We start from the raw sequence: 26,803 nt of genomic DNA on the forward strand, positions 1-26,803 counted from the left end.
CTGGCAAATGTGCATCAATCAAAGCAAAAATCGTCAAAATGTGAAAACTGTAAACATCTGATTTTATAAGCAAAGCGATTCCAGTTACTCATAAGATGTTAAATAAAGAGAGTTTTTATCTTTTTACATTTTTGTCGCGTTATTTGTTTGAAATACTGTGTGATGTCTTATTTACAAGATAAAATGATTGATGTATTCACTGAGATGAATGAACTTTTAAAAAGTAATGTGTTCAATTTACTGAAAAGTACCAAAAAAACATTCTTCAGGTCAGGCTGATTCTGATCTTGTATGAGGTGAACAAGGTTTTGGCAAAGTTAAAAAAAATTCAATTCTGGATTCCACCTGCAGTTGTAGCCATTGCTGTACTACTTACCTGGTATTATTTTGAACGTTTTTCCCTCAGGCAAGAGGTGGAAGATGCTCGTCTATCTGTACATTTTCAGTTGAGCACTTTACGTGCCGAACTGGAGAGAAATATTCACATTAATGCTTCCAGAGTTGAGGGGATGGTCATTGCCATTAGTCTTGAACCGAACATGTCTCTTGAACGGTATGCTTCTCTCGCTGCTCCCTTGATTGAGAATTATCCTCAACTTAGAAATATCGGTGCTGCTCCTGGTCTGGTCATGAAATACATGTATCCAGTTGAAGGAAATGAGGCAATTATCGGAGTAGATTTCCGGGACGTGCCAGCCCAGGCAGATGCAGCACTCAGAGCCATAGGGGCGGGTGCCCTTGTGCTGGCAGGGCCTGTTAATCTTCTTCAGGGTGGGCAGGGACTTATCGGTCGTATACCAGTGTTTATGGATAATGACGAAGGTAGAGAATTATGGGGACTTATTTCTGTAGTCATTGATTTGCATGATTTTTACCAGTCCAGTGGACTTTTTCTAAACGACATGCCTTTTCAGGTAGCCATCCGGGGAAAAGACGCCCTGGGTTCGGACGGTGATCTTTTTTTTGGCTCCCAGGAAGTTTTTGACTCTGATCCGGTCCTGGCAAGTGTGAACCTGCCATATGGATACTGGAAAATGGCAGCAATTCCCGAAAACGGATGGCCAAGCAAAGCTTCCAATGCCTGGCTTATTCGGCTTTTTTTCATTGTGGGTGGCGTGACAATTGTTTTACCAGTGGCTGCTACCTGTCGTTTGTTAGTTATCAGAAGGCAGAATATGCAGCAGCTGCAGCAAAGTTTTAAGCAACAGCAACTTGCTGCCAGAGAAGCTAATGCTGCCAGTAAGGCCAAGTCTGAATTTCTGGCCAATATGAGTCACGAAATTCGGACGCCAATGAACGGGGTAATAGGCATGAACGGCCTGCTCCTTGATACCAATCTTACGAGAGAGCAGCGTTATTATGCTGAAATAGTTCAATCCAGCGGCAAGGCCCTGCTTAATCTAATCAATGATATTCTTGACTTTTCCAAGATCGAGGCTGGACGCTTGGAGCTTGAACTCCTTGATTTTGACCTGCAAAATCTGATGGATGATTTTATTGCCTCCATGTCTTTGCGTGTACACGAAAAAGGTCTGGAACTAATTTATTCCATAGACTCAGACGTTCCCCGGCTTCTTCGCGGGGACCCCGGACGTTTGCGCCAGATATTAATTAATCTGGCTGGCAACGCACTGAAGTTTACAGAGTGCGGAGAAGTGGAGATCAGAGTCAGTAAAGTCATGGATGATGAATCCAGAATGACGACTGAAGATAATCAGGCAGGTCTATCCGCAATACATGATTCAGCACTGAACTCCTTTGAGCGTTGTACTCTTCTTTTTACTGTCCGTGATACCGGCATTGGCATTCCTGATGGCAAAACTGACATGCTTTTTAACAAATTCAGTCAAGTGGATGCCTCCATCACCAGAAAGTTTGGCGGAACAGGACTGGGACTGGCCATTTGCAAGCAACTGGCTGAATTGATGGGTGGAAACGTCGGAGTTAACAGTGTTTTAGGACAGGGTTCTAAATTCTGGTTTACAGCACGATTTGTGGTTCAGGCGAACAGCAAAAATATCCGGCCTGTGCCACCAATTGACTTAATAGGATTGCATGTCCTGGTAGTGGACGATAATGCTGCCAACCTGAATGTTATTCTAAAACACTTAACTTTCCTGGGCATAAGAACCCATGGGGTAGAGAGCGGTGAATCAGCCTTGCGTGCATTATCCGAAGCCCATGGTAGAGGCGATAGGTTTGATTTGGCCATTTTGGATCTGCATATGCCGGGGATGGACGGCATGGAAGTCATTAAAAGACTCAAGGCAGATGCACGCTTTAAATCTTTGCCAACAATCATGCTTGTTCCCTTAGGGCATTCAGACAAAAGTGTCTGTTCGCCCCAGACCATTTCTGCCTGCCTGAACAAACCAGTGAGTCAGTCAGGACTGTGTGACGCCCTGGTCACGGTTATGACTGGTACAGGAAACCAGGTATTCAGCAAATCCAGGATAAGATGCAATGTGACAGGTAAAGCTCAGCTGGAAGAGCCTGAGCATCCTATATTTTCCGGACGAGTCCTTGTAGCTGAGGATAATCATACCAATCAGCAGGTAGTTCTGACCATGCTTAAAAAAATAGGTCTTCGTGCCGATGCCGTAGCCAATGGTCAGGAAGCAGTGCATGCCATACAACAATTGCCTTATGATCTTATACTCATGGATTTAATGATGCCGGAAATGGACGGGTTTGAGGCAGCAAAGCAGATCAGAAGCTTAGAAGAAAACAATGCTGGAATGCGAAAATCATGGAGTGCTGGAAAAAACAGGAAAGATGATGCAGGAGTTCCCATCATCGCACTGACTGCGCATGCCTTGGCGGATGTCAGGGCGCAGTGCTTAGAGGCGGGTATGGATGACTATTTGACCAAGCCCATTGACCCGGAAAAGTTGTCGAGTGTATTGAAAAAATGGTTAAATAATGAAGCTGAACAGGAGGCCGAGGATTTTCAAAAGCCTGATAAAGCCATGATCCATCCATTCAATGCGACTGAGGGCTGGAAAGAACATGGAGCTGATTCTGGCTTGCCGGCTCTGGACCGGGATGAGCTGATGCATCGCTTCGTTGAACAGGATTTTGCAAAAAGCATTGTAGACAGCTTTATCTTGGAAACTTCTGAGAAGCTGACTGTTCTGAGTCTCGCTGTTCAATCACGGGATACTCAAGTAATCCATAAAGAAGGCCACTCGATGAAAGGAGCTGCTTTAACAATAAGTGCCAAAGCTCTGAGCCATGTTGCCATGCAAATTGAGAAAGCTGGCAGGGACTGTGATATTGCTGCTGCTGAAAGTCTGGTACTAATGGCAGAAAATGAGCTTGAAAGACTTAAAAAGGCCTGGAAAAACAATCATCTCAAATGAGCGTCAGATCTCGTGCCACATTTAAATGGCTGATATGGCTGGCACTGCAGACAGGAAGGATTACATGTTTTTGAAAATTCAATGGGGGACAGTTCCCAAGCCAGGGGCAGCCCCCGTGCTGCATAAAAAGATCTGAACTGATAAAATCCCTGCCTTGTGAGCTTAGAAATTCAGAGCTCTTTTTCCTTGCATTCACCATAAGTTAATGTTTACAAGATTCTGCGTTGTAACCTCATTAAATATGCTGAGCAATAAATAAATTTTAATCTTTATTAAAATTAGCAATGTCCAATGTCTTCAACCTTCAGTCTGAACTAAGAGTTTAACCCATTTTATGTTAAGCACAGGGCATGCATTCCGGGACCATCTTGAGCAATAACCAATGTTTTAAGCGTCTCACTTATCAGGCAAGTGGCTCCCGCAAGAATCATCATCTGTGCCACATCGATAACGAATAACGAATAACGAATAACAGATAACAGATAACGAATAACAATTACTAATAACAGATAGCTGGGTTGTGGGCACAGCCCGCATTAGATAAGAGCAATGCTCCCTTTTTTGGAGACTGTATGGTAACTGAACATATCTACAAAGAGCTTTTTGAACTGTCCCCCGACGGTGTTGTTCTCATAGATCCTGAAACTTCTCTGCCTATTGAATTCAATAAGGCAGCTCATGAAAACCTGGGTTATACCAGAGATGAGTTTTTCAGGCTTCGCATAAGCGATTATGAAGCAAAAGAAAGCTCAGAAGAGGTGCAGAAGCATATTCAGAAAATTATTAAAACAGGCATTGATAACTTTGAAACCCTGCATAGAACCAAAACAGGAGAATTACGCAGCTTTCTGGTAACAGTAAAACGTGTCGAGTTTCAGGAAAAAATGGTTTTCTTATGTTACTTCAGAGATATTACAGAGACCAAACAGGCTCAAAAGCAGGCTGTGGAGTTTTATGAAAGGCTTGAGAAAATTGCATCACAGGTGCCGGGTGTAGTTTATCAATACAAGGTTGATGCTGACGGAAAAGGAAGCTTTCCTTACGCCAGCGCCGGCATGAAGGTGGTCTATGGGGTCGATCCTGAGCAGGTTAGAGAAGACGCATCAGCTGTAATGGAGGTCATTGACCCCCGGGATACTCAAGGTGTTGTTGATTCCATTCAAGAGTCTGCAGGAACATTAAAACCCTGGAAAACTGAATACCGGGTTACCCATAAGGATGGAACCCGAAAGTGGCTTATGGGCAGCGCCATACCTCAACGCGATGAGCATGGATCAACACTCTGGCATGGTTTTATTGCAGATATTTCCGAACAGAAAAAGGTGCAGGAGGAACTGGAGATCAAAACCGCAGAGCTGGAAGGTTTTTTCAATGTTTCTCTTGATCTCTTATGCATTGCAGATATGCAGGGCAAGTTTCACAAGCTGAACAAGTCATGGGAAGAAGTTCTGGGCTATGATCTGGATGAGATCAGACAAAAAAATTTTATGGACTTTATACACCCGGAAGACAAGAAAAAAACTATCCAGCAAATGGCTTTGCTGAAAGAAAATAAAAATGTTATTAACTTTGTAAATCGTTTCAGGAAAAAGGATGGCACATATTGCTATATTGAATGGCGTTCGCATCCTCAAGGTAATTTGATATATGCTGCAGCCAGGGACATTACAGAGCGTATTGAAACTGAAGAAGCTCTAAGAATTAAAGAACAGCGATTTCGAGATATATCTCAGGCTGCAGGAGAGTATATTTGGGAGACCAATGTTGACGGAATTTACGTATTTGTCACTGAAAGGGCCAGTCAGGTTTTGAAACGACCTGTTGATGAAATCATAGGCAGTTCACCTTTTGATTTTATACCTGAAGAGGATTCTCAAAATGTAATGAATTTCTTTCTGGACAAGGCTGAAAAAGGTGAGTCTTTTTCAGGTCTTGAGCATAGATCAATGTTGCCTGACGGGAGCTTCATCTGGCAAAGGGTGACCGGAGTGCCTGTTTTTGACAGTGAGGGATTGCTCATTGGATACAGGGGAGCAGCAATGGATATAACCCTGGAAAAAGAAGCCCGGCTCAGCCTGCTGGAAAATGAGCAAAAGTTCAGGGGGCTTTTTGAAATGTCTCCTGTAGGCATTGGTTTAAATGATTTTGCTACAGGTCAGTGGTTTGATTTCAATCAGTCACTTTTAGAGAGTACCGGCTATACAAAAGAAGAGTTCAGAGAGTTGAGCTATTGGGACTTGACTCCGAGGGAGTATGAGCAACAGGAGGCAAAACAGTTAGAGTCTTTGGAAAAGACCGGTTATTTTGGTCCTTATGAAAAGGAATACATCAGAAAGGATGGTCAGCGTTATCCTGTATTGCTTAACGGGATGCTTATTACTGACAAGTCCGGCAAAAAGATGATCTGGTGTATAATACAGGACATTACAGAGCGTAAAGAGTTTGAAGAAGCCATTCTGCGCAAGGAAAAGGAAATTCGAAGTATGACTCAGGCTTCTCTTGATGCGCTTATTGTGATCGATTCAAAAGGAAGGGTGACCTTCTGGAACAAGGCCGCACATAATCTTTTCGGTTATTCTGAAGAAGAAGCTATTGGTAAGGATATTCATGACCTGGTGGCCCTTGAAGCAGATCGAATTAAGGCACAACAGGGTATTCGTGAGTTTGCAGGTAGTGGTCTTGGAAAGGTTGTAGACAATATTATGGAGTTTCAGGCCAGAACCAGGCAAGGAAAAATTATTGACGTGGAAAGATCTGTGGCATCTTTTGAGTTGGATGGTGAGTGGCATGCAGTTGGCAGTGTACGGGATATCTCCGACAGGATAAGAGCAAGAGTTGCCATGGAGCAGGCCAGAACAGCGGCAGAAGATGCCAACAGGGCTAAAAGTGATTTTTTAGCCAATATGAGCCATGAAATACGTACCCCCATGAATGCTATTATTGGTTTGAGCCAGCTTGCCCTGAATACTGAACTGAGTCCCAAACAAAGAGATTATCTGGAAAAGATTGAGACCTCCTCCAGGATGCTTCTCGGGGTTATTAATGATGTTCTGGATTTTTCCAAGATTGAAGCAGGCAGGCTGGAGCTGGAACACCATGAATTCGATCTTGAAAGCTTGCTGGATCAGGTTGCTGTGCTCTTCATAAATTCTACCGAATCCAAGGGACTGGAACTATTTTTTCGCGTGCATCCGGATGTGCCCAGGGTGGTTGTTGGTGATTCATTGCGTATCAAGCAGGTTTTGACCAATTTGATGAGTAATGCTGTAAAATTTACCCATGAAGGTCAGATTGAAATCAAGGTAAATCTGGTCAGCAGAGACAATGAACAGGCAATACTAAGGTTTGCAGTCTGTGATACTGGAATCGGTATCAGTTCAGAGGAGCAGCAGAAATTATTTAAGGCGTTTTCCCAGGCTGACACTTCAACTACCAGAAAATACGGAGGTACTGGACTGGGTCTTATTATCAGTCAGCGACTCGTGGAAATTATGGGGGGTAATATTGAAGTAAAAAGCGAGCCAGGGCAGGGAAGTGTATTTTCCTTTAATGCTCTTTTCAGGGTTGGAAAGGAGGTTGAAGACAGGTTTGACTCTTGCAGTCTGGATGAGTGCAGAGCTTTGATTGTTGACAAAAATGAAACTTCCCAGATTATTTTAAGAGAAATCCTTGAATCCTGGAATTTTTCTACAAAGGCTGCTGCAGATGGAAGACAAGCCTTAAAACTGGTCAGCGATGCTTTGAGTCAGGGAAGGGTTTTTGATGTCATTCTGGTAGATATGAATATTCAGGGTATAAGTGGTCCAGAGACCATCAGGCTGATCCGGGATAAAGAATTGTCCTGGGGAGTCAGACCTCAAGTCTGTATGTTGCTGGCACCATCCGGCAGAAAGGAAGAAGCAGAGAGTTATCTGAGTCTTAACAGGATTGATAATGTGCTTCTCAAGCCATTTACTTCCTCAACTCTTTTTGACGCCATTATGAGCGCAAGAGGAGAAGTGAAGGATGCACAGAAACCCAGCACCATATTTTTTCCTGATTATTATTTGCAGGGCCTTAGTATACTTGTAGTGGAGGACAACGAGATTAATCAACAGGTGGCAAGAGAGATCCTTGAGCAGGCAGGTATTTCAGTACAGGTGGCTGAAAATGGAAAAGTAGCTGTGGACGCAGTTGATGATCACAATTTTGACATTGTGCTTATGGATATCCAGATGCCTGAAATGGATGGTTTTGAGGCTACAAAAATTATTAAAAGCAAATATCCTGATCTGCCTGTTGTAGCTATGACAGCTGCAGCCATGGAGAGTGACCGGCAGAAAAGTTTAGCTGCCGGTATGGATGAGCATTTGGGCAAACCCATCAACCAGAAAATACTATTTCAAACTATCGAAAAATTTATCAGTTCAAAGATCCATGATGATAGGGCAGCTTCTTATAATGCACAAAATCTAAAGGGAGGTTTTCCGATGCAGTTGCCAGGACTTGACGTCCAAAGTGGTCTAAGCAGACTTGGGGGTAACACTTCTCTTTATTCCAGGCTTCTTAAAGATACCGTACGCGACTTTGCTGGCACTCCTGAAAAACTGAAACACTATTTAGACTCTCACAACAAAAGTGATGCTGAAGCTCTCATTCATACCCTGAAGGGTATAGCCGGCAATATCTCTGCAACCAAACTTTATGAGAGATGCAGTCGTATGGTTGAGGACATCAGACAAGATCGAAATATTACCGAAAATGATCTGAAATATTTACAGAGTGCTTTAGATGAGCTCAAAGAGAGTGTATTGCTGCTTAAAAGGCGAGAAAAGAATGATCGGTTAAAAGAATTTCTTCCAGTAGAAGAGCTTTTACCACGAATTGATGAATTTAGGCAGTTATTGATGAAAAACAGTCTGGATGCACAGGATTATGTGAAATATTTTAAAAACTATGCTGGATCAGAGTATTACGCGGAAATAGTGCAGGATCTTATGAAGTCCATGTCTGTTTTTGATTTTAGAGAGGCGGAAAAAATACTTGCCAGATTAGAGGTTCATCTTCAGCAAAACATGGATAATCAGGTTTAAAAATGTATAAAGACTGGCGTCCAAAAATTCTTATTGTAGATGATGCAGCACAAAATCTGACCATTCTGGGTACGATTCTGAAAAGGGATTATGATGTTGTGGCTGCCACGAGTGGCGAAGAGGCACTGCGTATAGCCTTTGGAAGAGAGCAGCCTGATCTTGTTCTGTTGGATATTCTCATGCCCGGTATGGATGGCTACGAGGTTTGCAGAAGGCTCAAAAATGACTCCAAGACTGAATCCACTCCCATTATTTTTGTTACAGCCAAAGCCACAAGTGAAGACGAAGCCAGGGGCTTGAGTCTTGGAGCTGTGGATTATATTACTAAACCTTATCAGGTTCATATAATAAGGGCCAGGGTCAAGACTCAGATTGAGCTTTTCAAGACACGCAAGAAGTTACATCAGGCAAATGTCATGCTCACTACGGAATTGGAGTCCATGAATGAACTCCAGAAAAGTGTCCTGCCCGCGGAACCATTCAAGTCAAACCATATTTTCGCTCATGGTGTTTATCATCTGCCCGGAGTGGCTGGCGGGGACTATTTCGATTATGTACCCCTGGCTGATGGCGGCTTGAGGTGCGTTGTGGCGGATGTATCAGGACACGGGGCCAGAGCAGCATTTATCATGGCCATGGTCAGAACCACGTTTCGGCTTGATAATTGCTGTACTTTGTCCCTTGCAAAGTTAATTAACAGTCTAAACCGGCAACTCATTCACACTTTTGGAGATGAAGGGGATTTTGTGACTCTGTTTGCAGCTGATTTTTTTCCACAGCAAAAGGAAATTGAGTACATTAATGCCGGTCATTGTCCAGCTTTTTTTATAGATGAAAATGGGTTTAATGAAGTAGATGCCACAGGACCGCTGCTCGGTGTTAATGAGCATGATTACCAGATTAATGTTATAGACGGTTCAGGTTTATGGAGGATGTTGTTATATACTGATGGTCTGTATGAGTCTGAAGACATTGACCAGGGGATTATCGGTTATGAAGCCTTTAGAGATGTTTGTCAGGAGCTGTTAATAAGAGATGATTTCGATGTACTGGATCTTCCGAGAAAAATTGCGGACAGCTTTTCGGGCATTCTGAAAGTTAATGATGATCAGACAGCTTTATACATCAGGAGATTATAGATGGATTTTGAGGCCCGTGAACGCGAAGGTGTTTTGATTGTCAAACCATTGGCCAAAAGGATTGACTCGGGCAATGCCCCTGCATTTAAAAGCGGCATGGTGGACTATATAATCAAAGATGAGATCAAAGTGGCCATAGATCTTTCCGATGTTGAGTTTATGGACAGCTCTGGCTTGTCATCTCTGCTATCGACCTACAAAACCATAAGCAAAAAGGGCAAAATGGTGATTTTCGGTGTAAGGCAGAATGTTGGCCAGCTGTTTGCCATTACCAGGCTTGATAAAGGTATTTTTACCATAGCCCGGGATGAAGAGCATGCCCTTACAATGTTTGTTTATGATGGGCTGCGGGCATAGGCCGCCTTAGTTCAAATATTTTCTGATTTCGTCCCAAATCTGTCTTGAACGGTGTTCATCTCCGGTAACTCCAACCCTTATGGTGACTCTGGTAGTATTGGAAGCTATATACCTGGTTCCTATCCAGACATGAGTGCCATCAGGATATTTTGACTCAAAGCTTGCTGAGTCAACATCTACCTCGTCTTTGGTTAACGGAAGGGTAAGGCTGGATAAACCCTGGCGCACGGCCTGATTGGTTGTTTGGAAATCATAACTTATATTTTCCTGAAGGCGACCTTTAAAAAACAGAGCCGCACCACCTCCTGCCGCGCCTCCAAGAGCGAAAAGGCAGCCCGATAAACCAAAGCAAAAAAGTACGATCATTCCCATACATATTTTTTGTTTTAAGTGATACATTTTAATTCTCCTTATTATTGCAGGTATCCCCATTCCTGAAGCCTTGAGTGGGCATGGGCGGCGTAATCACCCTGGTTAACCTGCTGCAGAAATTCATAATATTTTTGAGCAGAAGGCTCTCTTCTGCCCATGCCTTCATAAGAAAGACCTTGAAAAAAGATGGTATTCGGATTGCCTGGAAGAGCTTCATGATAGCGATTAAATTCGTTAAGCGCATTTTCAAAATTCCCGGTATAAATACTGGTCATGCCCAGGATGTGTACAGCCTGAGGCTCATCTGGATAAACCTCAGCTGCCCTGGCAGCGTAACGCCTGGCCAGTTGATACTGTTCCATGCTTAACTGGCATTTAGCCATTTTCAAATTGCCGGCATAATCATCAGGGGCAATGTTTAATGCCCGCTGGTACTGCTCTTTTGCCTTATCAGGGTTTCTCTGTGCCATATGGCTGTCTCCCTGCTGCAAAGCTTTGACAGCCGGAGCAATTCTGCGAAGACCTGCAATATTGTCCATATATCTTTCTCTGAAAATGGGCTTGGTATGCTTTTGTGCCTGGTATCTTGTGCTGACCTCATTTAAAGCTGTCTCATAACGTTCGCTGCTCATGGGATGGGTGGAAAAAAGTACAGCCATGGAGTTTTCATTTTTTCCGGACATTTCATTAAGCATGTTCATTAAGCCAACGAATCCTTCAGGGTTGTATTCAGACCTGGCCATGTATTCCAAACCCAGTGAGTCTGCTTCCCTTTCCTGGTTGCGGCTGTAACCTGCAAGAAGAGCACCGGCACCAATTCCACCAAGACCGGAAACAAGATCTCCCAAATCTGGTCCCACGGCAGCCGTGACTCCTGAAAGTAATACAGCTGTAAGCAGCCCTCTGGTCATTCTCTGACTGGTATGCCTTGCCGCCACATGGCCGACTTCATGGCCCATAAGTGCTGCCAGTTCAGCCTCATTTTCCATGTCCAGAAGGATACCCCGAGTTACGCCGATGGTTCCGCCTGGAAAGGCATAAGCATTGACATACGGAGCATTCAGAGCATGAAAAGAGTAGGGCATGTCGGGCCGGTGGCTCTGGGCCGCTACATTGCGACCCACATACGATACATAGTCATTTAGAGTTTTATCCTGAACTCTGCCGTAATCGGCAGATATCTGATGGGGTGAATTCTGCTGATCAATGCTTATCTCCTGAGATTCAGACATCAGCATAAGCTCTTGCCTGCCGGTTACAGGATTGACAGCGCAGCCAGCCAGAACCCCCATACCTGCTATAGCTGACAGATAAAGGAAGTGTCTGCGGTTGATAACAGGCAGGTCCATGGCAGATTCCACAGTCTTGATAAGTTGTTTCATGATTAACCCCGATAATTGTTCAGGTTTGGGTCTTTCTGAAAATTGCTTTTTCCAGTTCTACAAGAAAAAACAGAATAATACCAAAGATGAAAATCAAGATCCATGACGAAAAGGCAAGGGCTTCAGTCTGAAAAATAAATTGCATCGGCGGAAGATAGGTAAAGCTAAGCTGTAAAACAGCGAGAACAGCAATGGATAAAAGAACCGGGCGACTGCCGAATATTCCCTGAAAGTTCAATGAGGATTCATAGATATACCTGCTGTTGAATAAATAGAATACCTGACCCACCACAAGAGTATTGATGGCTGCTGTGCTTGCCAGGTCTTGAGAATATCCGCCTGCAAGAATAAGTTTGTAATGACCAAGAGCGCCTGTGACAAGGATCAGCGAAACAAAGGTTACTCGCCAGAGGAGAAAACCGGATACCAGGTTTTCATCAGGTGAGCGGGGTGGCCTGTTCATGACATTGGCTTCAGATGGTTCAAAGGCCAGGGCCAGGGCCAGGCTGACTGCTGTGACCATGTTGATCCATAAAATCTGAGGTGGTGTTACCGGCAGGGTGAAATGTCCTGTTGCGTCCATTACTCCGATTCCCATGAGAATGGATGCAATGACCAGTAACGCCTGTCCACCATTGGTGGGTAAAATGAACAGTATAGCCTTTTTGAGATTGTCATAAACTGTTCGCCCCTCTTCCACTGCGTTGGCTATGGAAGCAAAGTTGTCATCAGCAAGAACCATGTCAGAGGCTTCCTTGGCTGCTTCAGTACCGTTTTTGCCCATGGCCACACCTACGTCTGCTCTTTTGAGGGCCGGGGCGTCATTGACTCCGTCTCCAGTCATTGCAACAATATGGTTGCGTGCCTGCAGGGCCTTGACCAGTCTAAGTTTATGTTCAGGGCTGGTACGGGCAAAGACATCAATATCAGGGGTTACCTTTTCCAGATCTTCATCGGATTTGTTTTCAAGTTCCTTTCCAGTCAAGGCGGTTTTGCCGTCACCAATACCAAGTTTTTCAGCTATGGATAAAGCAGTTAAGGCGTGATCTCCAGTGATCATCTTGACCCTGATGCCTGCTGAACGACATTCCTTTACAGAAACACAATCCCCGATGAGTTTGGCAGCAGCCTCAATGGCTTCCTCTCTAGGGGGGTCAATAATACCAAAGACGCCGAGAAGTGTGAATCCATCTTCTACATCCTTATCCTGTACACTTTGCAGATCACCAGCTTTTTTTACGGCAACAGCAAGAAGACGCTGGCCTTTGGAAGCAATTTCTTCCCCGCTTTTCTGCCAGAAATCAAGATCTAAAGGCTTGTCTTTACCTTGATGGCGTTGATGAGAGCAACGCTCCATAACCCTTTCAGGAGCTCCTTTCAGGATAACTACATTTTTACTGTCAACCCTGTTCAGGGTGGCCATGAATTTTTTTTCTGAACTGAAAGGCATGCTGTCCTGGCGTGGATTTTCCGCATTTATTTTTTCCTGGTCAAGTCCGGCTTTCATGGCTGCAGTAACTAAAGCACCTTCGGTGGGTGCTCCATCAAGCTTCCAATGTCCATCTGATTCCTTGATATCAGCATCATTGCATAAAAAGGCAGAGCGCAACATTTCCATGAGCACCGGATAATTATTGAAATCTACTTCCTTATCATGGAGCTTGAAAACACCATCCGGAGAATAACCTGCCCCTGTAACCGTAAAGAGATTATCGCCTGTCTGAATATTTTGTACAGTCATCTCATTCTTGGTAAGTGTTCCTGTTTTGTCGGAACAGATAATGGTCACTGAGCCAAGGGTTTCAACAGCCGGCAAACTGCGAATAATGGCGTTTCTTCTGGCCATTCTCTGTACTCCGATGGCCAGAGTGATGGTCATAATGGCTGGAAGGCCTTCAGGTATGGCAGCTACAGCAAGACCTACAGCAGCCAGAAACATGTCGCCGGCACTATAATCCCTGATCAATATACCGAAGAAGAAAGTAAGACCGGCAAGGACAAGTATGACTGCAGTGAGCATGTGTCCGAATCTGGCAATCTGTCTTAACAAAGGAGTAGTCAGGGTATCAACCTGGCTGAGCATGGAGCTGATGCGCCCGATCTGGGTATTTTCTCCAGTTGTAGATACAACCCCTCTGGCCTGGCCGTATGTGACCAGCGTTCCAGAAAAGGCCATACTCGTTCTGTCACCCAGGGAAGAATCCTCGTCAACCTCATGGGTATTTTTACTCACAGCAACAGATTCTCCAGTCAGAGCCGACTCATCAATTTGAAGATCTCTGGATTCAAACAGTCTGATGTCAGCAGGGACTTTATCCCCTGCCTTAAGCACCACAACGTCTCCGGGGACAAGGTCCTGGGCTGAAATTGTCTGTCTTTTACCATCTCTTATGACCACAGCCTGGGGTGCAAGCATGTTTCTGATGCTGTCGAGAGATTTTTCAGCCTTGCCTTCCTGGATGAAACCTATCAGCGCATTGACTATGGTCACACCGAATATGACCATGGAATCCACCCATTCCTGCAATAGGGCGGTTATGACTGCCGCGACAAGAAGTACATAAATCAGAACATTGTGAAACTGGAGCAGAAATCTGGTTAGAGGACCCTTTCTTGCTGTCTGGGCCAGCATGTTAGGGCCAAAACTGTTCAGCCTGTCAGTGGCTTCCTTGATGGACAGGCCATCAGGGCCTGTCTCTAAAATATTCATGGCTTCATCAGTGGGAACACTGTGCCATTTTCTTTTATCAGATATTCTGGGTTGATTATTCACTTTATGCCTCCTTGAAATGAAATAAGCTTAACTTTGCTTTTGCCACAAATATGAAAATTTGTCCAATAGTAACAGTGCAAGGGAAAAGTATGTGCCGGACAGATAGGGTTTCACGTGCAGGTGTTTTCATTTGTGACTACTGTTATGGTGTAAGTGTTTACCATTTAGTATCCAAAAATAAAGAACACAAAAAACAAGATTGAGATAATTGAAGAAATTTGAAGAAAATCAAAAAGTATCTTGTTGAAAAAAAATTATGCAATGTCCAAAGCAGTTGTTAATGTCCCATGATCATTGGGGTTTGGGCTTGGAGAATTAAATTGTGGACAGCAGTTGGAGTAAACCTGATTATCAAATAAAAAATGTTTATTATCAATATGTTAAGAGTTGAGTGCTCCATAGGTGACAACTGCTTAAAAGCACTGATTTTGAAGGTTGCCAGTTAAACGGGATTCCGGATAAAGATCGTCCTCATGATGAACGCGTGGGAAAGAATTCAACCAATCCTCGAAAAATCCCTGAAACCAGGGATTTTTCAGCTATGGATCAAACCTCTCAAGGGTGAATATCATCAGGATTCCAACAGATTAGTGCTGGAAGCTCCCAATGACTTTATTGCTTCATGGGTCAAAGACAAACTGGAAGATGCAGTGTTAAGCTCTGGAATGGAGGTGCTTGGAAAAAAGCCGGAGTTGGCCATTACTTCACCTGACAATAACTGTAAAACCAGCCCTTTGAAGGTTGGACGTATGGTCAATCCTGAGGAAAAACCGGCTTTGCCATCTCGAAAAGCCTTGAAAATCGTCAGCGGATTCAAATTTTTCTTCAGGGACTTTGTTGTTGGTCCCTGCAATGAGCTGGCCTATGTGGCTTCCAAAAGCTTCTGCAGTGAACGTATTTCTTCTGATCAGCTTTTTCTGTGTTCCTCTACCGGTCTTGGCAAAACGCATCTGGCCCAGTCCATGGGCAACCACCTGGCTGAGATTTCCAATACTAAAAATATTCGCATGGCTTACCTGACTGCAGAAGAATTTGCCAGCCAACTGGTTATGGCTCTGAAATCACGTCGTATGGATGAATTCAAGGCAAGATTCAGGGATCAGATTGATGTACTTATGTTAGAAGATATCCATTTTTTTCAAGGAAAGGAGAATATTCAGAATGAGTTTCTTTCCACAATAAATTCTCTGCAGTGTCAGGGCAAAAAAGTAGTTTTAACCAGCACTTTTCTCCCCAAAGAGCTTAAAGACATTGATTCCAATATTGTTTCGCGAATGTGCAGGGGGTTTCTCGCCGTTATTGAGAGACCTGATTTGCAAACCAGAAGAGAAATCATCAAAAACAAGGCTGCTTCCATGCAGATTGATGTGCCCGACGAAGTGACGGATTTTCTTGCAGGCAAGATACAGCAAGATATCCGTCAGCTGGAAAGTTGTCTGCAAAATCTTGTTTTTAAGGCCAGGATGCTTAAGGAAAAGATATCTCTTGAGCTGGCAAACCAGGTTATCAAGCACTTTGATGTTCAGGAGCACAGCCTGAGCATGGATGATATCATTAATCAGGTGTGTAAGTTGTTTGATGTTTCTTTGGACAGCATCAGTTCCAAGAGTAGAAAAAAACAGTATGTTCTGGCGAGAAACGTGGCATTTTTTGTGGCTCGCAGACATACCGAAGCATCCCTGAAGGAAATCGGTTATAAACTTAACCGTCGACACTCCACTGTGATCAAGGGTATAACGAGTGTAGAAAAAGAGCTTTCCCGTCAAAGCCCTCTTGGCAGACAGCTGGAACAGACTATCAGCCAGATTGTAAGCTGAAAATACAGATCCATTTTTACAACATTACCAGTTCCATCTCTCCCCAGGCTGTCAGCTCTTCCCCGAGTTGGGCCAGTAGTCCAGTCACTCCCTTTTCCTCCAGTTCCTGCCTTTTTTTGTTCATGATATGCAGTGATTTTCTGCTGTTTACCATATTGCACAAAGCAGTAGCTGCAGCATCGGCTACTGCTCCTGATTTTGCTTTGACAACAACCAGATCACCCTTGCCCAGGCTTATGGAATGTCCGATTGTAGCTGATGAAGAACAGACAGCGCAGGGAGTTTCGCAGGTCTTGACGCGAATGCCAAGGGTCAGTTCCTGACCAGGGTCAGCAAGCAGCCCTACTAACCTGTCTTGCGTCGAGTATATAAATATATCTCCTCCATTTTCAATTAGAGCCTCAGGGCTTAATTGATTAAGGTACTGTGCAATATCCTGAGCAACAGCACCGGCCACTGCGGCCATTGGGCCAACATTAAAAAGTGCTGCAGCCTTACACATGTTCTGGATTATTGTCGGAGCATGCCTGGGAATGGGTAATGGGGTCATTGCTGCAGCAAATTCAGGGTGAAACAGGATATGAGTTTTGATGCTCTGTCTTATTTTGTGCAGTCGGCTCAGAAGATGCCCACTGTAGTCAGCTGTGCTTATGATGTATAGATCACTTTGCTCAACAACCAGTTGATAGCCGACTTCACCTTGAAAAGGGGTGCATGACTGACGATAATTTCTCGAAGGATTGATATATTTCATAATTGTAATCAAAGTTGACTGTAGCTGGATTTTTACTAATCTGGTTTTAGTCACTTAGAAGCTCTCCACCCGGGCGGCCCGGGACCGAACTTGTGAGTAACTGTCTTTAAAGTGGAGCCTGCATCCTGCAGGCTATTTAATTCCAGGCGGCTGGAAGCTGCCTCCACCTTGAAGAACAGTCCCATATTTGGAAATTGGGACAGTCCCCGCGAGGTACTATAAAAAAATTTGATGCTGCATTGGTCCCTGGAAGAAATTGGCTTTAATGACAAAATTTACACAGCGCGGGACAGTCCCTGTGCCAGGCTCAAAGTTCCCATCTTTGACGGAACTTTTCTGGCAAATGTGCATGTATCATAGGGCAAAAATCGAAAAATGTGAAAACTGTAAACGTATGATTTTATTGGCAAAACTATTCCAGTTACTTAGAAGAAGGATACAGCTTATGACGTCTCTGGTTTCAGTAATCATTCCAACATATAATAGAGCGTGGTGTCTAAATAGAGCCATATACTCTGTCCTGGCCCAAGATTATCGTCATTTTGAGCTGATCGTTGTTGATGACGGCTCCACAGACACTACAGCCGGAATAACTGACAGTTTTCATGATAGAAGAATCAGATACATTTATCAAGACAACAAAGGTGTTGCTGCTGCAAGAAATACTGGCCTCAGTATTTCTAGGGGCAGGTATGCAGCCTTTTTAGACTCAGACGACACGTGGATGCCTGATAAACTTGGCAGACATTTAAACTTTATGTGTGAAAGCGGATTCAAGATTTCACAGACTGAAGAAATCTGGTTTAGAAAAGGCAAAAGGGTAAATCCCATGATTAAGCATCATAAGCCTTCAGGCTGGATATTTGAACGTTCTTTAGAGTTGTGCCTGGTAAGTCCTTCCTGTACAATAATGAATATGGATCTGGTGGATCAGGGGTTTGTTTTCAATGAAGGGCTGCCTGCATGTGAGGACTATGATCTGTGGCTCAGAATAAGTCTGCATTATCCCTTTGGATTGCTTCCGGTTCCCTTGACTGTTAGGAATGGAGGGCGCCCTGATCAGCTTTCGTCAAAAATTATTGGTCTTGATTTGTACCGAATTTATTCCCTGCTGGATATAAAAAAACATGGAGTTCTTGACTATGAAGCAGACCTGGCTCTCAACAGTATTCTGAAAAACAAGGTGAGGATATATTGTCAAGGGTGCCTGAAAAGGGGACGCGTGGAAGAAGCCATGCGAGTTCAGGAGCTTGTGCTGCAATATTTTAGTAACTTACCGCCTCAATTCTGTAGCAAAAAACAAGAAGCTTTTTTACTTTGATATGAGAAATAATGCCCAAGATCCTGATTCTTCAGCCTTCAGCCTGATAAATCAGTCAACGCCTCAACTTAACTGTCCCTGTTCAAAATTGGGTTGTGGGCACAGCCCGCATTAATGTGGGTAGATGTTTGCTTATTTTATGTATTTGGCATTCCTTGCGCAGTGTTTCTTGACATAAGGTTTGAATAGTGAAAAATTTTAGTCAGGTAAGCTGTATGCAAAGGCCTGACTTCTGCAGTGATTTTTTTACGTATCTACATAACGGGCACGCCAGAGACCGTAAAGCTATGAAAATTACCTTTTTTGCCATTTTGTTATTTGTCCCTCTCTGGACTGTTCAGGCCCATGCCGCCAGTCAGGATAATGTTGTCCTGGCTTATGTTGATTTTCCTCCTTATGAATACATGGAAAATAACGAGGCCCGGGGAATTCTCGTGGAAATTGTGCGTACTGTATTTGACAGGGCTGACATAAACCTTGAACTGGTTTATTATCCATTCAACAGGGCCTATCAGGAAGCCATGCAGGGCAGTATAGCCGGTATTTTTAATTTTTACAAAACTCCCCAAAGACTTGAGCATTTCGACTTTTCCGATCCTGTCATTCTCAATCCACTTTACTTGTTTGTTCGCCAGGAAAGTGAGCTTTCTTTCAATGGCGCCATTGAAGATCTATCCGGTCTGAATGTAGGTGTTATGTCAGGGTATACTTATGGGGCTGAATTTGACAATTGCAATTTGTTCAACCTCGATAAAGCCAACTCTCATGAGTCCAACTTCAAAAAATTGATCATGGGACGCATTGATGTTTACCCGTGCGACTGGCTTGTGGGACATTACGTGCTCCAGAATCATGGATTGCAGCACAATGTCAGGGCCTTGCCTGTTCCTTTAACCGTTATGGAGGGCCATATCGGTTTTGCCGGGGGCAGACACCATGATGTCCTTAAAAGAATTAATCCTGTTATCAGAACTATGCATGAATCCGGAGAGATACAGGCCATCATAGACATTTATATTCAAGGCTCAGACTACCTGCAGAGTCTGATAACCGGGAATATGGAGTCAATGGGGGGTCAATACTCTCATAACCTTCAGCCCAAACCAGATGCGCAATGATTAAGCTTTTTGGCAGGCAAATTCAGAGAAGTTTGACTAAAGACCTCATTGTGGGGATTTCATTGTCCCTTGCCGTCTTACTGACTGCTCTCGGCGCAATCTTTTATTTTTATCTTACCGAGAGGTACAGTGCTGACATACAAAACAGATCTGAAATGCTGAGCGATGAAATAGCTCATGTTCTTTCCAGACCAGCTTGGAACCTGGACCATGATTTTGCCACCCATATTGCTTCGGCCTATTTACATAATGAAATAGTGAGCGGTATCAGACTGATTTTCAGTCCTGAGACTGTTGTTTTTGACCATATTCCAGACCATAACGGGCAGGATCTCTTTGGAAAGACCAGGGATATCTATTTTGAAAATGATTTTTTTGAACCACACGTTGTAGGCGAGGTGGAAATATGGTTTTCCAGACATCAAATTCATGAAATGCAGAATAATATAATCCGCATTGTAGGGGTGACGTTACTGAGTTCAATTGTGATTATTGTACTGGTTATTCAGATTCTAATGTCATTATTGCTCAAAAGGCCACTCTCAAGTTTGCATAAAAGTATCCGGTCCATAGCAGCAGGTAATTATAAAAGCTTTATAAGGCCGGTGCCGCAGGAGGATATAAATGCAATTATTTCAGATGTTAATCTAATGGCAGAATGTATAGCCGATCATACCAGCCGTCTCAGTCTGGAAATTAATGACCGCAAGCAGGTGGAAAAGGACTTGCGGGAGAGAGGCAGACAATTACAGAGTTTGAGCGATAATTTGCCGGATGGATATGTGTATCAATGTATCATGAGTGATGATGAAAAACGTTTTACTTACATCAGTGCCGGGGCCCAGCGCCTGCATAAAGTGTCTGTAACTGATATCCTGGCCGATTACCGGGCATTTTATAACCTGTTTACTGAACAGGACAGAGAGCATATTCTGGAGCAGGAGAATAGAGCGACTGAAACCATGTCGCAATTCAATACGACAGCGAGATATATCTCACCTGATAATGAACTGCGGTGGATGTCTCTAACAGCTGCCCCAAGGCTGACTGCAGAGGGTGATCTTGTCTGGGAAGGTATTGCCATGGATATTACTGCTCAAAAAAACCTTGAAGAGCAGCTGCGTCAGTCCCAGAAAATGGAATCAGTGGGTATTCTGGCAGGAGGTATTGCTCATGATTTTAATAATATTCTCCAGGCCATGAGTGGGAATATTCAGCTGATCTTAATGCATAAATCCAAAAACGATCATGACACAAAACGGTTGGAGATCATAGCGGGATCAATAGATCGGGCAGCCAGGCTTGTAAGGCAGCTGCTTCTGTTCAGCCGCAAAGCTGATGTTATGCGCCAATGCCTTGATCTCAATACTATTGCGCGTGATTCTATTGTCATGCTGCAGAGAATTATTCCCAAAATGATCAGCGTACAGTTTGCTCCTGATGAAAATTTATGGACAATTGAAGCAGACCCGGTTCAAGTCGAACAGGTAATCTTAAATCTGGGTACCAATGCAGCTGATGCCATGCTTGAAGGTGGCAGATTGACCATTGAAACAAAAAATGTGGATCTTGATGATGACTACGTCTCAAGTCAGCTGGATATCCAGCCTGGACAATATGTTATGCTTTGCATCTCTGATACCGGACATGGTATGGACACAGTTACTCTCGCCAGTATTTATGATCCTTTTTTTACTACCAAAGAAGTGGGTAAGGGAACAGGACTGGGGCTGGCTACGGTCTATGGAATAGTTAAAAGTCATGGTGGCAGTATTCATTGCTATAGCGAACCGGGACAGGGGACAACTTTCAGGATCTATTGGCCCCGGGCTGTGAATGAGCCTGCCCTAAAAGCGTTGGATCAGCCTGAAGTTGAATCTTCCTGGATTGTCAAGGGTAATGAGACAATACTGGTAGTGGACGATGACTTAGATATTCTGGAATTGACTGCAGAAGCTCTCGAGGGCTATGGCTATCAGATTCTGACGGCTGCCAGCGGCGAAGAAGCCCTGTCAAAGTACTCGGAGCGAAAAGGTGAGATAGATATGGTGATCCTGGATTTAAACATGCCCGGTATGGGCGGCAGGCAATGTTTGGATCAGTTGCTGACAAAGGATGCAGCAGTCAAAGTGCTTGTGGCCAGTGGCTACTCCTTAACCGGGCAGGCTGCAGATGTACTCAAAAGTGGTGCTGCGGGATACATTGGCAAGCCTTTTCAATTTAGTGAACTGCTGATCAAAATCAGGGAAATATTGAGTAAAGGAGAATAATTTATGAAATGGTTTTTTTTCGTACAAACCGGGATGACAGCCTTTATTGTTTTGGTTTTGCTTGTGGGATGTGGTGGGGGCACCAGCAAGGATGATGAAGAACTGAATCGTCAGATTGGACAGATGCTCATGATAGGTTTTCGTGGACTGGAAGTGGATGAAAACCACTTTATTGTCAGAGATATCCAGGAAGGCCGTGTGGGTGGGGTAATACTGTTTGATCGAGACGTGGCTTTAAGCTCGGATATACGCAATATTGAATCTCCTGAGCAGTTGAAAAAACTGACAGCAAGCCTGCAGAGCCTGACTGACGATCCCCTTCTCATTGCAGTGGATCAGGAGGGGGGCAGAGTAGCAAGGCTTAAAGAAAAGCATGGATTTCCGCCTACTGTATCTCAAGGCTGGTTAGGCAAAGCAGATGACCTGCAGCTTACCTTTGACTATGCATCACAAACAGCCCAGTTACTGGCTGACATGGGAATCAATGTCAATCTTACTCCAGTAGTTGATGTTAATGTTAACCCTGACAACCCGGTTATTGGCAGACTTGAGCGGAGTTTCTCAGATGATCCTCAAAAGGTTGCACTGCATTCCGCACAAGTCATAGAAGCCCACCGCGAGCATAATATCATTACTGCCCTGAAACACTTTCCAGGACATGGCAGTTCCACACAGGACTCGCACCACGGTTTTACTGATGTTACTGATACATGGAAAGAATACGAACTGAAACCCTATACTTTGCTCTTTGACTCTACCGGGGTTGATATGGTCATGACTGCTCATGTTTTTAATGCCCGCTTAGATTCACAGTGGCCGGCAACCTTGTCTTACAGTATATTGCATGATCTTCTGCGTGTTGAAATGGGGTTTGACAAGGTTATTATATCCGATGACATGCAGATGGGGGCCATAAGGGATCAGTACGGCCTTAATACTGCTGTTGAAAGAACTATACTCTCTGGAGCTGATATAATAATTTTTGGTAATAATCTTGTATATGACGAAGAGATTGCCTCAAAAGTACGGGACATTATCATCAACAAGGTTTATCAGGGCAAGATAAGCCGGGGGCGCATTCAGGAGTCTTATGACCGGATTATGAAGCTTAAAGAGGGTTTGTCTTAACACTAATGCAGGTTGTACCCGTAACCCAATTTAAACAAGGATCGTTAAGTTGGGGCGATAACTTTAATTTTAGGCTGAAGGCTGAAGGCTGAAGGCTGAAGGCTGAAGACTGAAGGCTGAAGACTGAAGGCTGAAGGCTGAAGGCTGAAGACTGAAGGTTTAAGGCTGAAGGTTGAAGGTTGAAGACTGAAGGTTTAAGGCTGAAGGCTGAAGGTTGAAGGCTGAAGGTTTAAGGCTGAAGGCTGAAGGCTGAAGGTTGAAGGCTGAAGGTTGAAGACTGAAGGTTTAAGGCTGAAGGTTGAAGGTTGAAGAATAAGGATTTTGGGTATTATTGCTCTTGTCAGGGTTAAAAATTTTCTTGTTACACCTCGTTCCCAGGCTCCAGCCTGGGGACGTTTAGTTCTTGCGGCTCCAGCCGCTTCTTCATACCAAAACCTGGATTCCGGCTTTCGCCGGAATGACGGTAAAGAGTAAAAACTTGCTTTAACCGTCACCCCGGACTTGATCCGGGGTCCAGTTTTTTTTGAAGTTACTTGTAAGTTCCTCACCTGGGTGGACCGGGACCGAACTTGTGAGTAACTGTCTTTAAAGTGGAGCCTGCATCCTGCAGGCTATTAAATTCCAGGCGGCTGGAAGCCGCCTCCACCTTGAAGAGCTGTCCCATATTTGGAAACTGGGACAGTCCCCGCGAGGTGCTACAAACAAGACTGATGCTGCATTGGTTCCTGGAAGAAATTTGCTTAAATGAAAAAATTTACACAGCGAGGGACAGCCCCCCTCCGGGCTGTAAGCCTCCGGGCAGGAAGCTGTGCCAGGCGCAAAGTTCCCATCTTTGACGGAATTTTTCAGGCAAATGTGCATCATTCATAAGCAAAAATCGTAAAAACATGAAAATTGTAACCGTCTGATTTTATTGGCAAAAAGATTATAGTTGCTTGTAAGCTCCTCCCCCGGGCGGATCGGGACCGAACGTGTGAGTAACTTGAAATAGCCTTAACACGTTAGAGATTGCCGCGCTCGAAGACTCGCTCGCAATGACAACTTAGCTGTCAGGGATGTAGTTGCTGAAAACCTGTCACCCAAGAGGGAGCCTAAGCAACCGAAGCAATCTGTATGGTAAAACCACCCCTCGTTCCCAGGCTCCAGCCTGGGGACGTCTTGCTCTTGCGGCTCCAGCCGCCTCTTCAAAAAGTAGCTGGAGCCACAAAAAAAAGAGATGTTCCCAGGCTGGAGCCTGGGAACAAGAGCAAATATACTGATATTTGTAAGTGTTTAATTTTATTGTTAATATGATTCCAGTTACTTAGAAGCTATAAAATATCGATACAAAGAGTACACTCCAGTTTTCAGAATCGCTTTATGTTCGAGGTACATTGTAACAGCTCCGGAGGGCGAGTATGCGTGGTGCGCCAAAAAAGAAAAAGATAAATGGCTGGGACAAAATTAGTAATTATCTGCTTAAAATTTTAAAACCTTATGATTGGACTCTTTCCTTTCGCTTCATAGTTATACCTGCTGTTTTCCTTTTTCTCGTTGTTTTGATTACTTCTCTTTTTTTTGCACGCAGTATTCACATGTCATCCCAGGAGCATCTTACCGAACGACTTCATCTTGGACATTCTTTACTGAATAACCAGTTCAGGGAGAACTTCAGATTTATTGACTTCAGCGCAGCCCGTATTGCAGAGAATCCAGATGTAATCCAGGCTTTTTCCTCACGGGATTTGTCTCTAATCAATGACCTGCTTAAACAATCCACAGACCCCATCAGACAACTGCCAGGTTTCAACTCTCTTGATTTCTGTATTTACCTTGACTTGGACCATGAAGGCCCATTGTCTGGATGGGAGTGTACTGTCAGAAATGAAGTGATTGCACCTTTTGTCGAAAAAACATGGAAGTCACGTGATGGGAACAGCGAGATTTATGTTGGATCCATGGGTCTGAGCAGAATAACCTTAGTGCCTGTTATTCAAGATATGAAAACTGCAGGAGTGTTCGGGATACGCATTTCTCTGAACTCCATTCTGTTCAATCTTGATCTGCCAAGAGGAATGACCATGGTTCCGGTGGTCAGTGATGAATTTGCAGCCAATCTCAACCCGGCGCTGATAAGCATGGATTATGCTGGCTGGATTGCCTATGATTCCAGCCATGCCTTTACTTTACTGCCGTCTGCAAGTATTGACAGTAACTGTCGATTATCCCTTGAGCGCAACAACAGCTTTTTGCTTTATCCCTTGATGAACTCTTCCGGAAATGAACTTGGAGGTGTTATTCTTGGAATAGACCACTCGCTCATCACCAGCCACAACCAGGCTTACTGGCGGTACATCACCATAATAAGCTTGTGTTTCGGTCTGGCAATAATTCTTACTCTTTTCATCAATCTTCTCAAGATCAAGCAGTTTTTTCAGAAGCTTAAAAGGATGGTCATTGCTTCGCACAGCAATGATTTTTCTGATCGTTTTGAAACTGATCCTGTGCATTGTCTGGAGGTTTTGAATTGTCATAATGAAGAGTGTCCTGTGTATGAAAATCCGGCCCTGGTATGTTATCTGGAAACAGGATCCGAGGCCATTTCTCCAAGGTGGCGGGACACATGCATTTTTTTAAACAAGTATGAAGATTGTACCAACTGTCCTGTTTATGCCATGCGCCGGGGAGACGAACTCGATGAAATGCGTAATGTGATAAATACCATGATGCGCCTTTGGAGCATTTTTCTTGATAAAAGCGGACGCCTTTTGAGCAAGGTTTTGAGAACTGAAAGCACCACTTATCATATTCCTTCTCTTGATGATGTCGCCAATAGAATGGAACAGATGGCTAACCTGACTTCTTTCAGCCATGATATCAGGGGGGTTTATCAGAAGGAAGAAGTTTACGAACAATTAAAAATTGCTTTCAGCAAAACTTTCAAGATCGATCATTTTCTGCTTTTTGAGGTCAATTCAAGTCAGAACAGGATGTCTCCTGTTCTGGACAGCCATCCGGATGATGTATTGTGTAAAAAGGATATTATTTTAAATCCTGAAATATGCAGGGCCAAGCGAATGTCCGAAGAAGTCTCTTCCGCAGGCAATGAAGCCTTATGTCCGTATTTTAATTGTGATCATTCAAGACATATTCGATATTGTATTCCCCTGGTTATGGGCGGTCAGGTGGGAACGGTCTTCTCTTTCATGGTTCCTCGATCTGAATGGAATATGAGGCGTGAGCAGGTAGTAGTTCTACGTAAATATATGGAGGAAACAGCACCTATTCTTACCACTTTGCGACTTCTTGAGGTGACCAGGGAACAATCCATGCGTGATCCTTTGACTCATTGCCAGAATCGCAGATTCCTGGATGAGTATATGCAACAGTATGAACCGTTGTGCATTAGAGAAAACAAGACCATAGGTTTTTTGATGGCTGACCTGGATTACTTTAAGCAGGTAAATGATCATCACGGCCATCAGGCAGGAGATATGATGCTCAAGCAGGTTGTGAGCATTATTAAGGAAGGAATTAGGTCATCTGACTTGCTGATCAGGTACGGTGGAGAGGAATTTTTGATTCTCCTGCCACAGGTTGAGCCTGATATGAGTGAAGCAGTGGCTGAAAAAATCCGGGCAAAAATTGAGCAATACGAGTTTGATATTGGTGATGGCAAAAGAATAAAGAAAACCATCAGTCTCGGAGTTGCTGAGTTTCCCCATGATGCAGACAGCATGTACAAGGCGATTAAGTTTTCTGATGTAGCTCTTTATGAGGCCAAGAAAAAAGGCAGGAACAGGGTAATCAGGTTTAAGCGGGAAATGTGGACGGATGAGGACTATTAAAGAGGGCTTTGTCGCAAGGTAACTGGTAATTGTGGTGCTCAAGTCTGTTAATAAAAAAACGTATCTGTATAGCGCCTTGTATGTGGCATGGCTTCCTGCCCGGACGCATAC

14 protein-coding genes are annotated in these 26,803 nt (G+C 43.9%); 10 read left to right on the forward strand and 4 right to left on the reverse strand.

Annotation, left to right across the window (positions count from 1 at the left end; all coding sequences use genetic code 11):
• Nucleotides 1–308: 308 nt before the first annotated feature.
• From LZ23_RS22285 to LZ23_RS03980, 4 genes are all read left to right on the forward strand, one after another.
• Nucleotides 309–3,362 carry a hybrid sensor histidine kinase/response regulator gene (locus LZ23_RS22285; RefSeq protein WP_157493105.1) on the forward strand — a complete coding sequence of 1,018 codons (3,054 nt, stop codon included), beginning with the start codon at nt 309–311 and terminating at the stop codon, nt 3,360–3,362.
• A gap of 572 nt (nt 3,363–3,934) precedes the next feature.
• Entirely contained in the window at nt 3,935–8,434 is a 4,500-nt protein-coding gene (locus LZ23_RS22290) for a PAS domain S-box protein (protein WP_052507098.1), read from the forward strand.
• Nucleotides 8,435–8,436: 2 nt separating this feature from the next.
• Nucleotides 8,437–9,573 carry a PP2C family protein-serine/threonine phosphatase gene (locus tag LZ23_RS22295; protein WP_052507099.1) on the forward strand — a complete coding sequence of 379 codons (1,137 nt, stop codon included), beginning with the start codon at nt 8,437–8,439 and terminating at the stop codon, nt 9,571–9,573.
• Nucleotides 9,574–9,930: an anti-sigma factor antagonist gene (locus LZ23_RS03980; protein WP_045211792.1), complete on the forward strand. Its 357-nt coding sequence runs from the start codon at nt 9,574–9,576 to the stop codon at nt 9,928–9,930. It abuts the gene before it with no gap.
• Nucleotides 9,931–9,936: 6 nt separating this feature from the next.
• On the opposite strand, the gene LZ23_RS22300 is transcribed toward LZ23_RS03980, so the two are convergent.
• The 3 genes from LZ23_RS22300 to LZ23_RS03995 are packed head-to-tail and all read right to left on the reverse strand — an operon-like array spanning nt 9,937 to nt 14,457.
• Complete coding sequence (locus tag LZ23_RS22300) at nt 9,937–10,329, reverse strand: DUF3568 family protein (RefSeq protein WP_052507100.1); 393 nt, start codon at nt 10,327–10,329, stop codon at nt 9,937–9,939.
• Nucleotides 10,330–10,343: 14 nt separating this feature from the next.
• Nucleotides 10,344–11,684 (reverse strand): M48 family metalloprotease, encoded by a 1,341-nt coding sequence (locus LZ23_RS03990; RefSeq protein WP_084590884.1) that lies wholly within the window; start codon nt 11,682–11,684, stop codon nt 10,344–10,346.
• Nucleotides 11,685–11,703: 19 nt separating this feature from the next.
• A complete protein-coding gene (locus LZ23_RS03995) occupies nt 11,704–14,457 on the reverse strand; it encodes a cation-transporting P-type ATPase (protein ID WP_232300398.1) in 2,754 nt (917 codons plus the stop codon).
• A 473-nt stretch (nt 14,458–14,930) separates the two neighbouring features.
• On the opposite strand from LZ23_RS03995, the gene dnaA reads away from it, so the two are divergent.
• The gene (dnaA, locus tag LZ23_RS04000; RefSeq protein ID WP_045211794.1) at nt 14,931–16,274 is read left to right on the forward strand and encodes a chromosomal replication initiator protein DnaA; all 1,344 of its coding nucleotides are present in this window, start codon (nt 14,931–14,933) and stop codon (nt 16,272–16,274) included.
• A gap of 16 nt (nt 16,275–16,290) precedes the next feature.
• On the opposite strand, the gene LZ23_RS04005 is transcribed toward dnaA, so the two are convergent.
• Complete coding sequence (locus tag LZ23_RS04005; protein WP_045211900.1) at nt 16,291–17,028, reverse strand: UPF0280 family protein; 738 nt, start codon at nt 17,026–17,028, stop codon at nt 16,291–16,293.
• Between the two features lie 445 nt (nt 17,029–17,473).
• Here LZ23_RS04005 and LZ23_RS04010 point away from each other — a divergent pair, with 445 nt between their 5' ends.
• From LZ23_RS04010 to LZ23_RS22310, 5 genes are all read left to right on the forward strand, one after another.
• Complete coding sequence (locus tag LZ23_RS04010; RefSeq protein ID WP_045211795.1) at nt 17,474–18,349, forward strand: glycosyltransferase family 2 protein; 876 nt, start codon at nt 17,474–17,476, stop codon at nt 18,347–18,349.
• Nucleotides 18,350–18,564: 215 nt separating this feature from the next.
• Nucleotides 18,565–19,467, forward strand: coding sequence for a substrate-binding periplasmic protein (locus tag LZ23_RS04015; RefSeq protein ID WP_045211797.1), 903 nt, complete (start codon nt 18,565–18,567; stop codon nt 19,465–19,467).
• Complete coding sequence (locus LZ23_RS22305; RefSeq protein ID WP_052507102.1) at nt 19,464–21,737, forward strand: hybrid sensor histidine kinase/response regulator; 2,274 nt, start codon at nt 19,464–19,466, stop codon at nt 21,735–21,737. Before LZ23_RS04015 ends, LZ23_RS22305 begins: the two co-directional genes overlap by 4 nt.
• Before the next feature lie 3 nt (nt 21,738–21,740).
• On the forward strand, nt 21,741–22,865 hold the full coding sequence (locus tag LZ23_RS04025; protein ID WP_045211799.1) for a glycoside hydrolase family 3 protein: 1,125 nt from the start codon (nt 21,741–21,743) through the stop codon (nt 22,863–22,865).
• 1,397 nt (nt 22,866–24,262) lie between these two features.
• Entirely contained in the window at nt 24,263–26,692 is a 2,430-nt protein-coding gene (locus LZ23_RS22310) for a GGDEF domain-containing protein (protein WP_052507103.1), read from the forward strand.
• Nucleotides 26,693–26,803: the final 111 nt, after the last annotated feature.

The sequence above is a fragment of the Desulfonatronovibrio magnus genome (assembly GCF_000934755.1).
Lineage (GTDB): Bacteria > Desulfobacterota > Desulfovibrionia > Desulfovibrionales > Desulfonatronovibrionaceae > Desulfonatronovibrio > Desulfonatronovibrio magnus.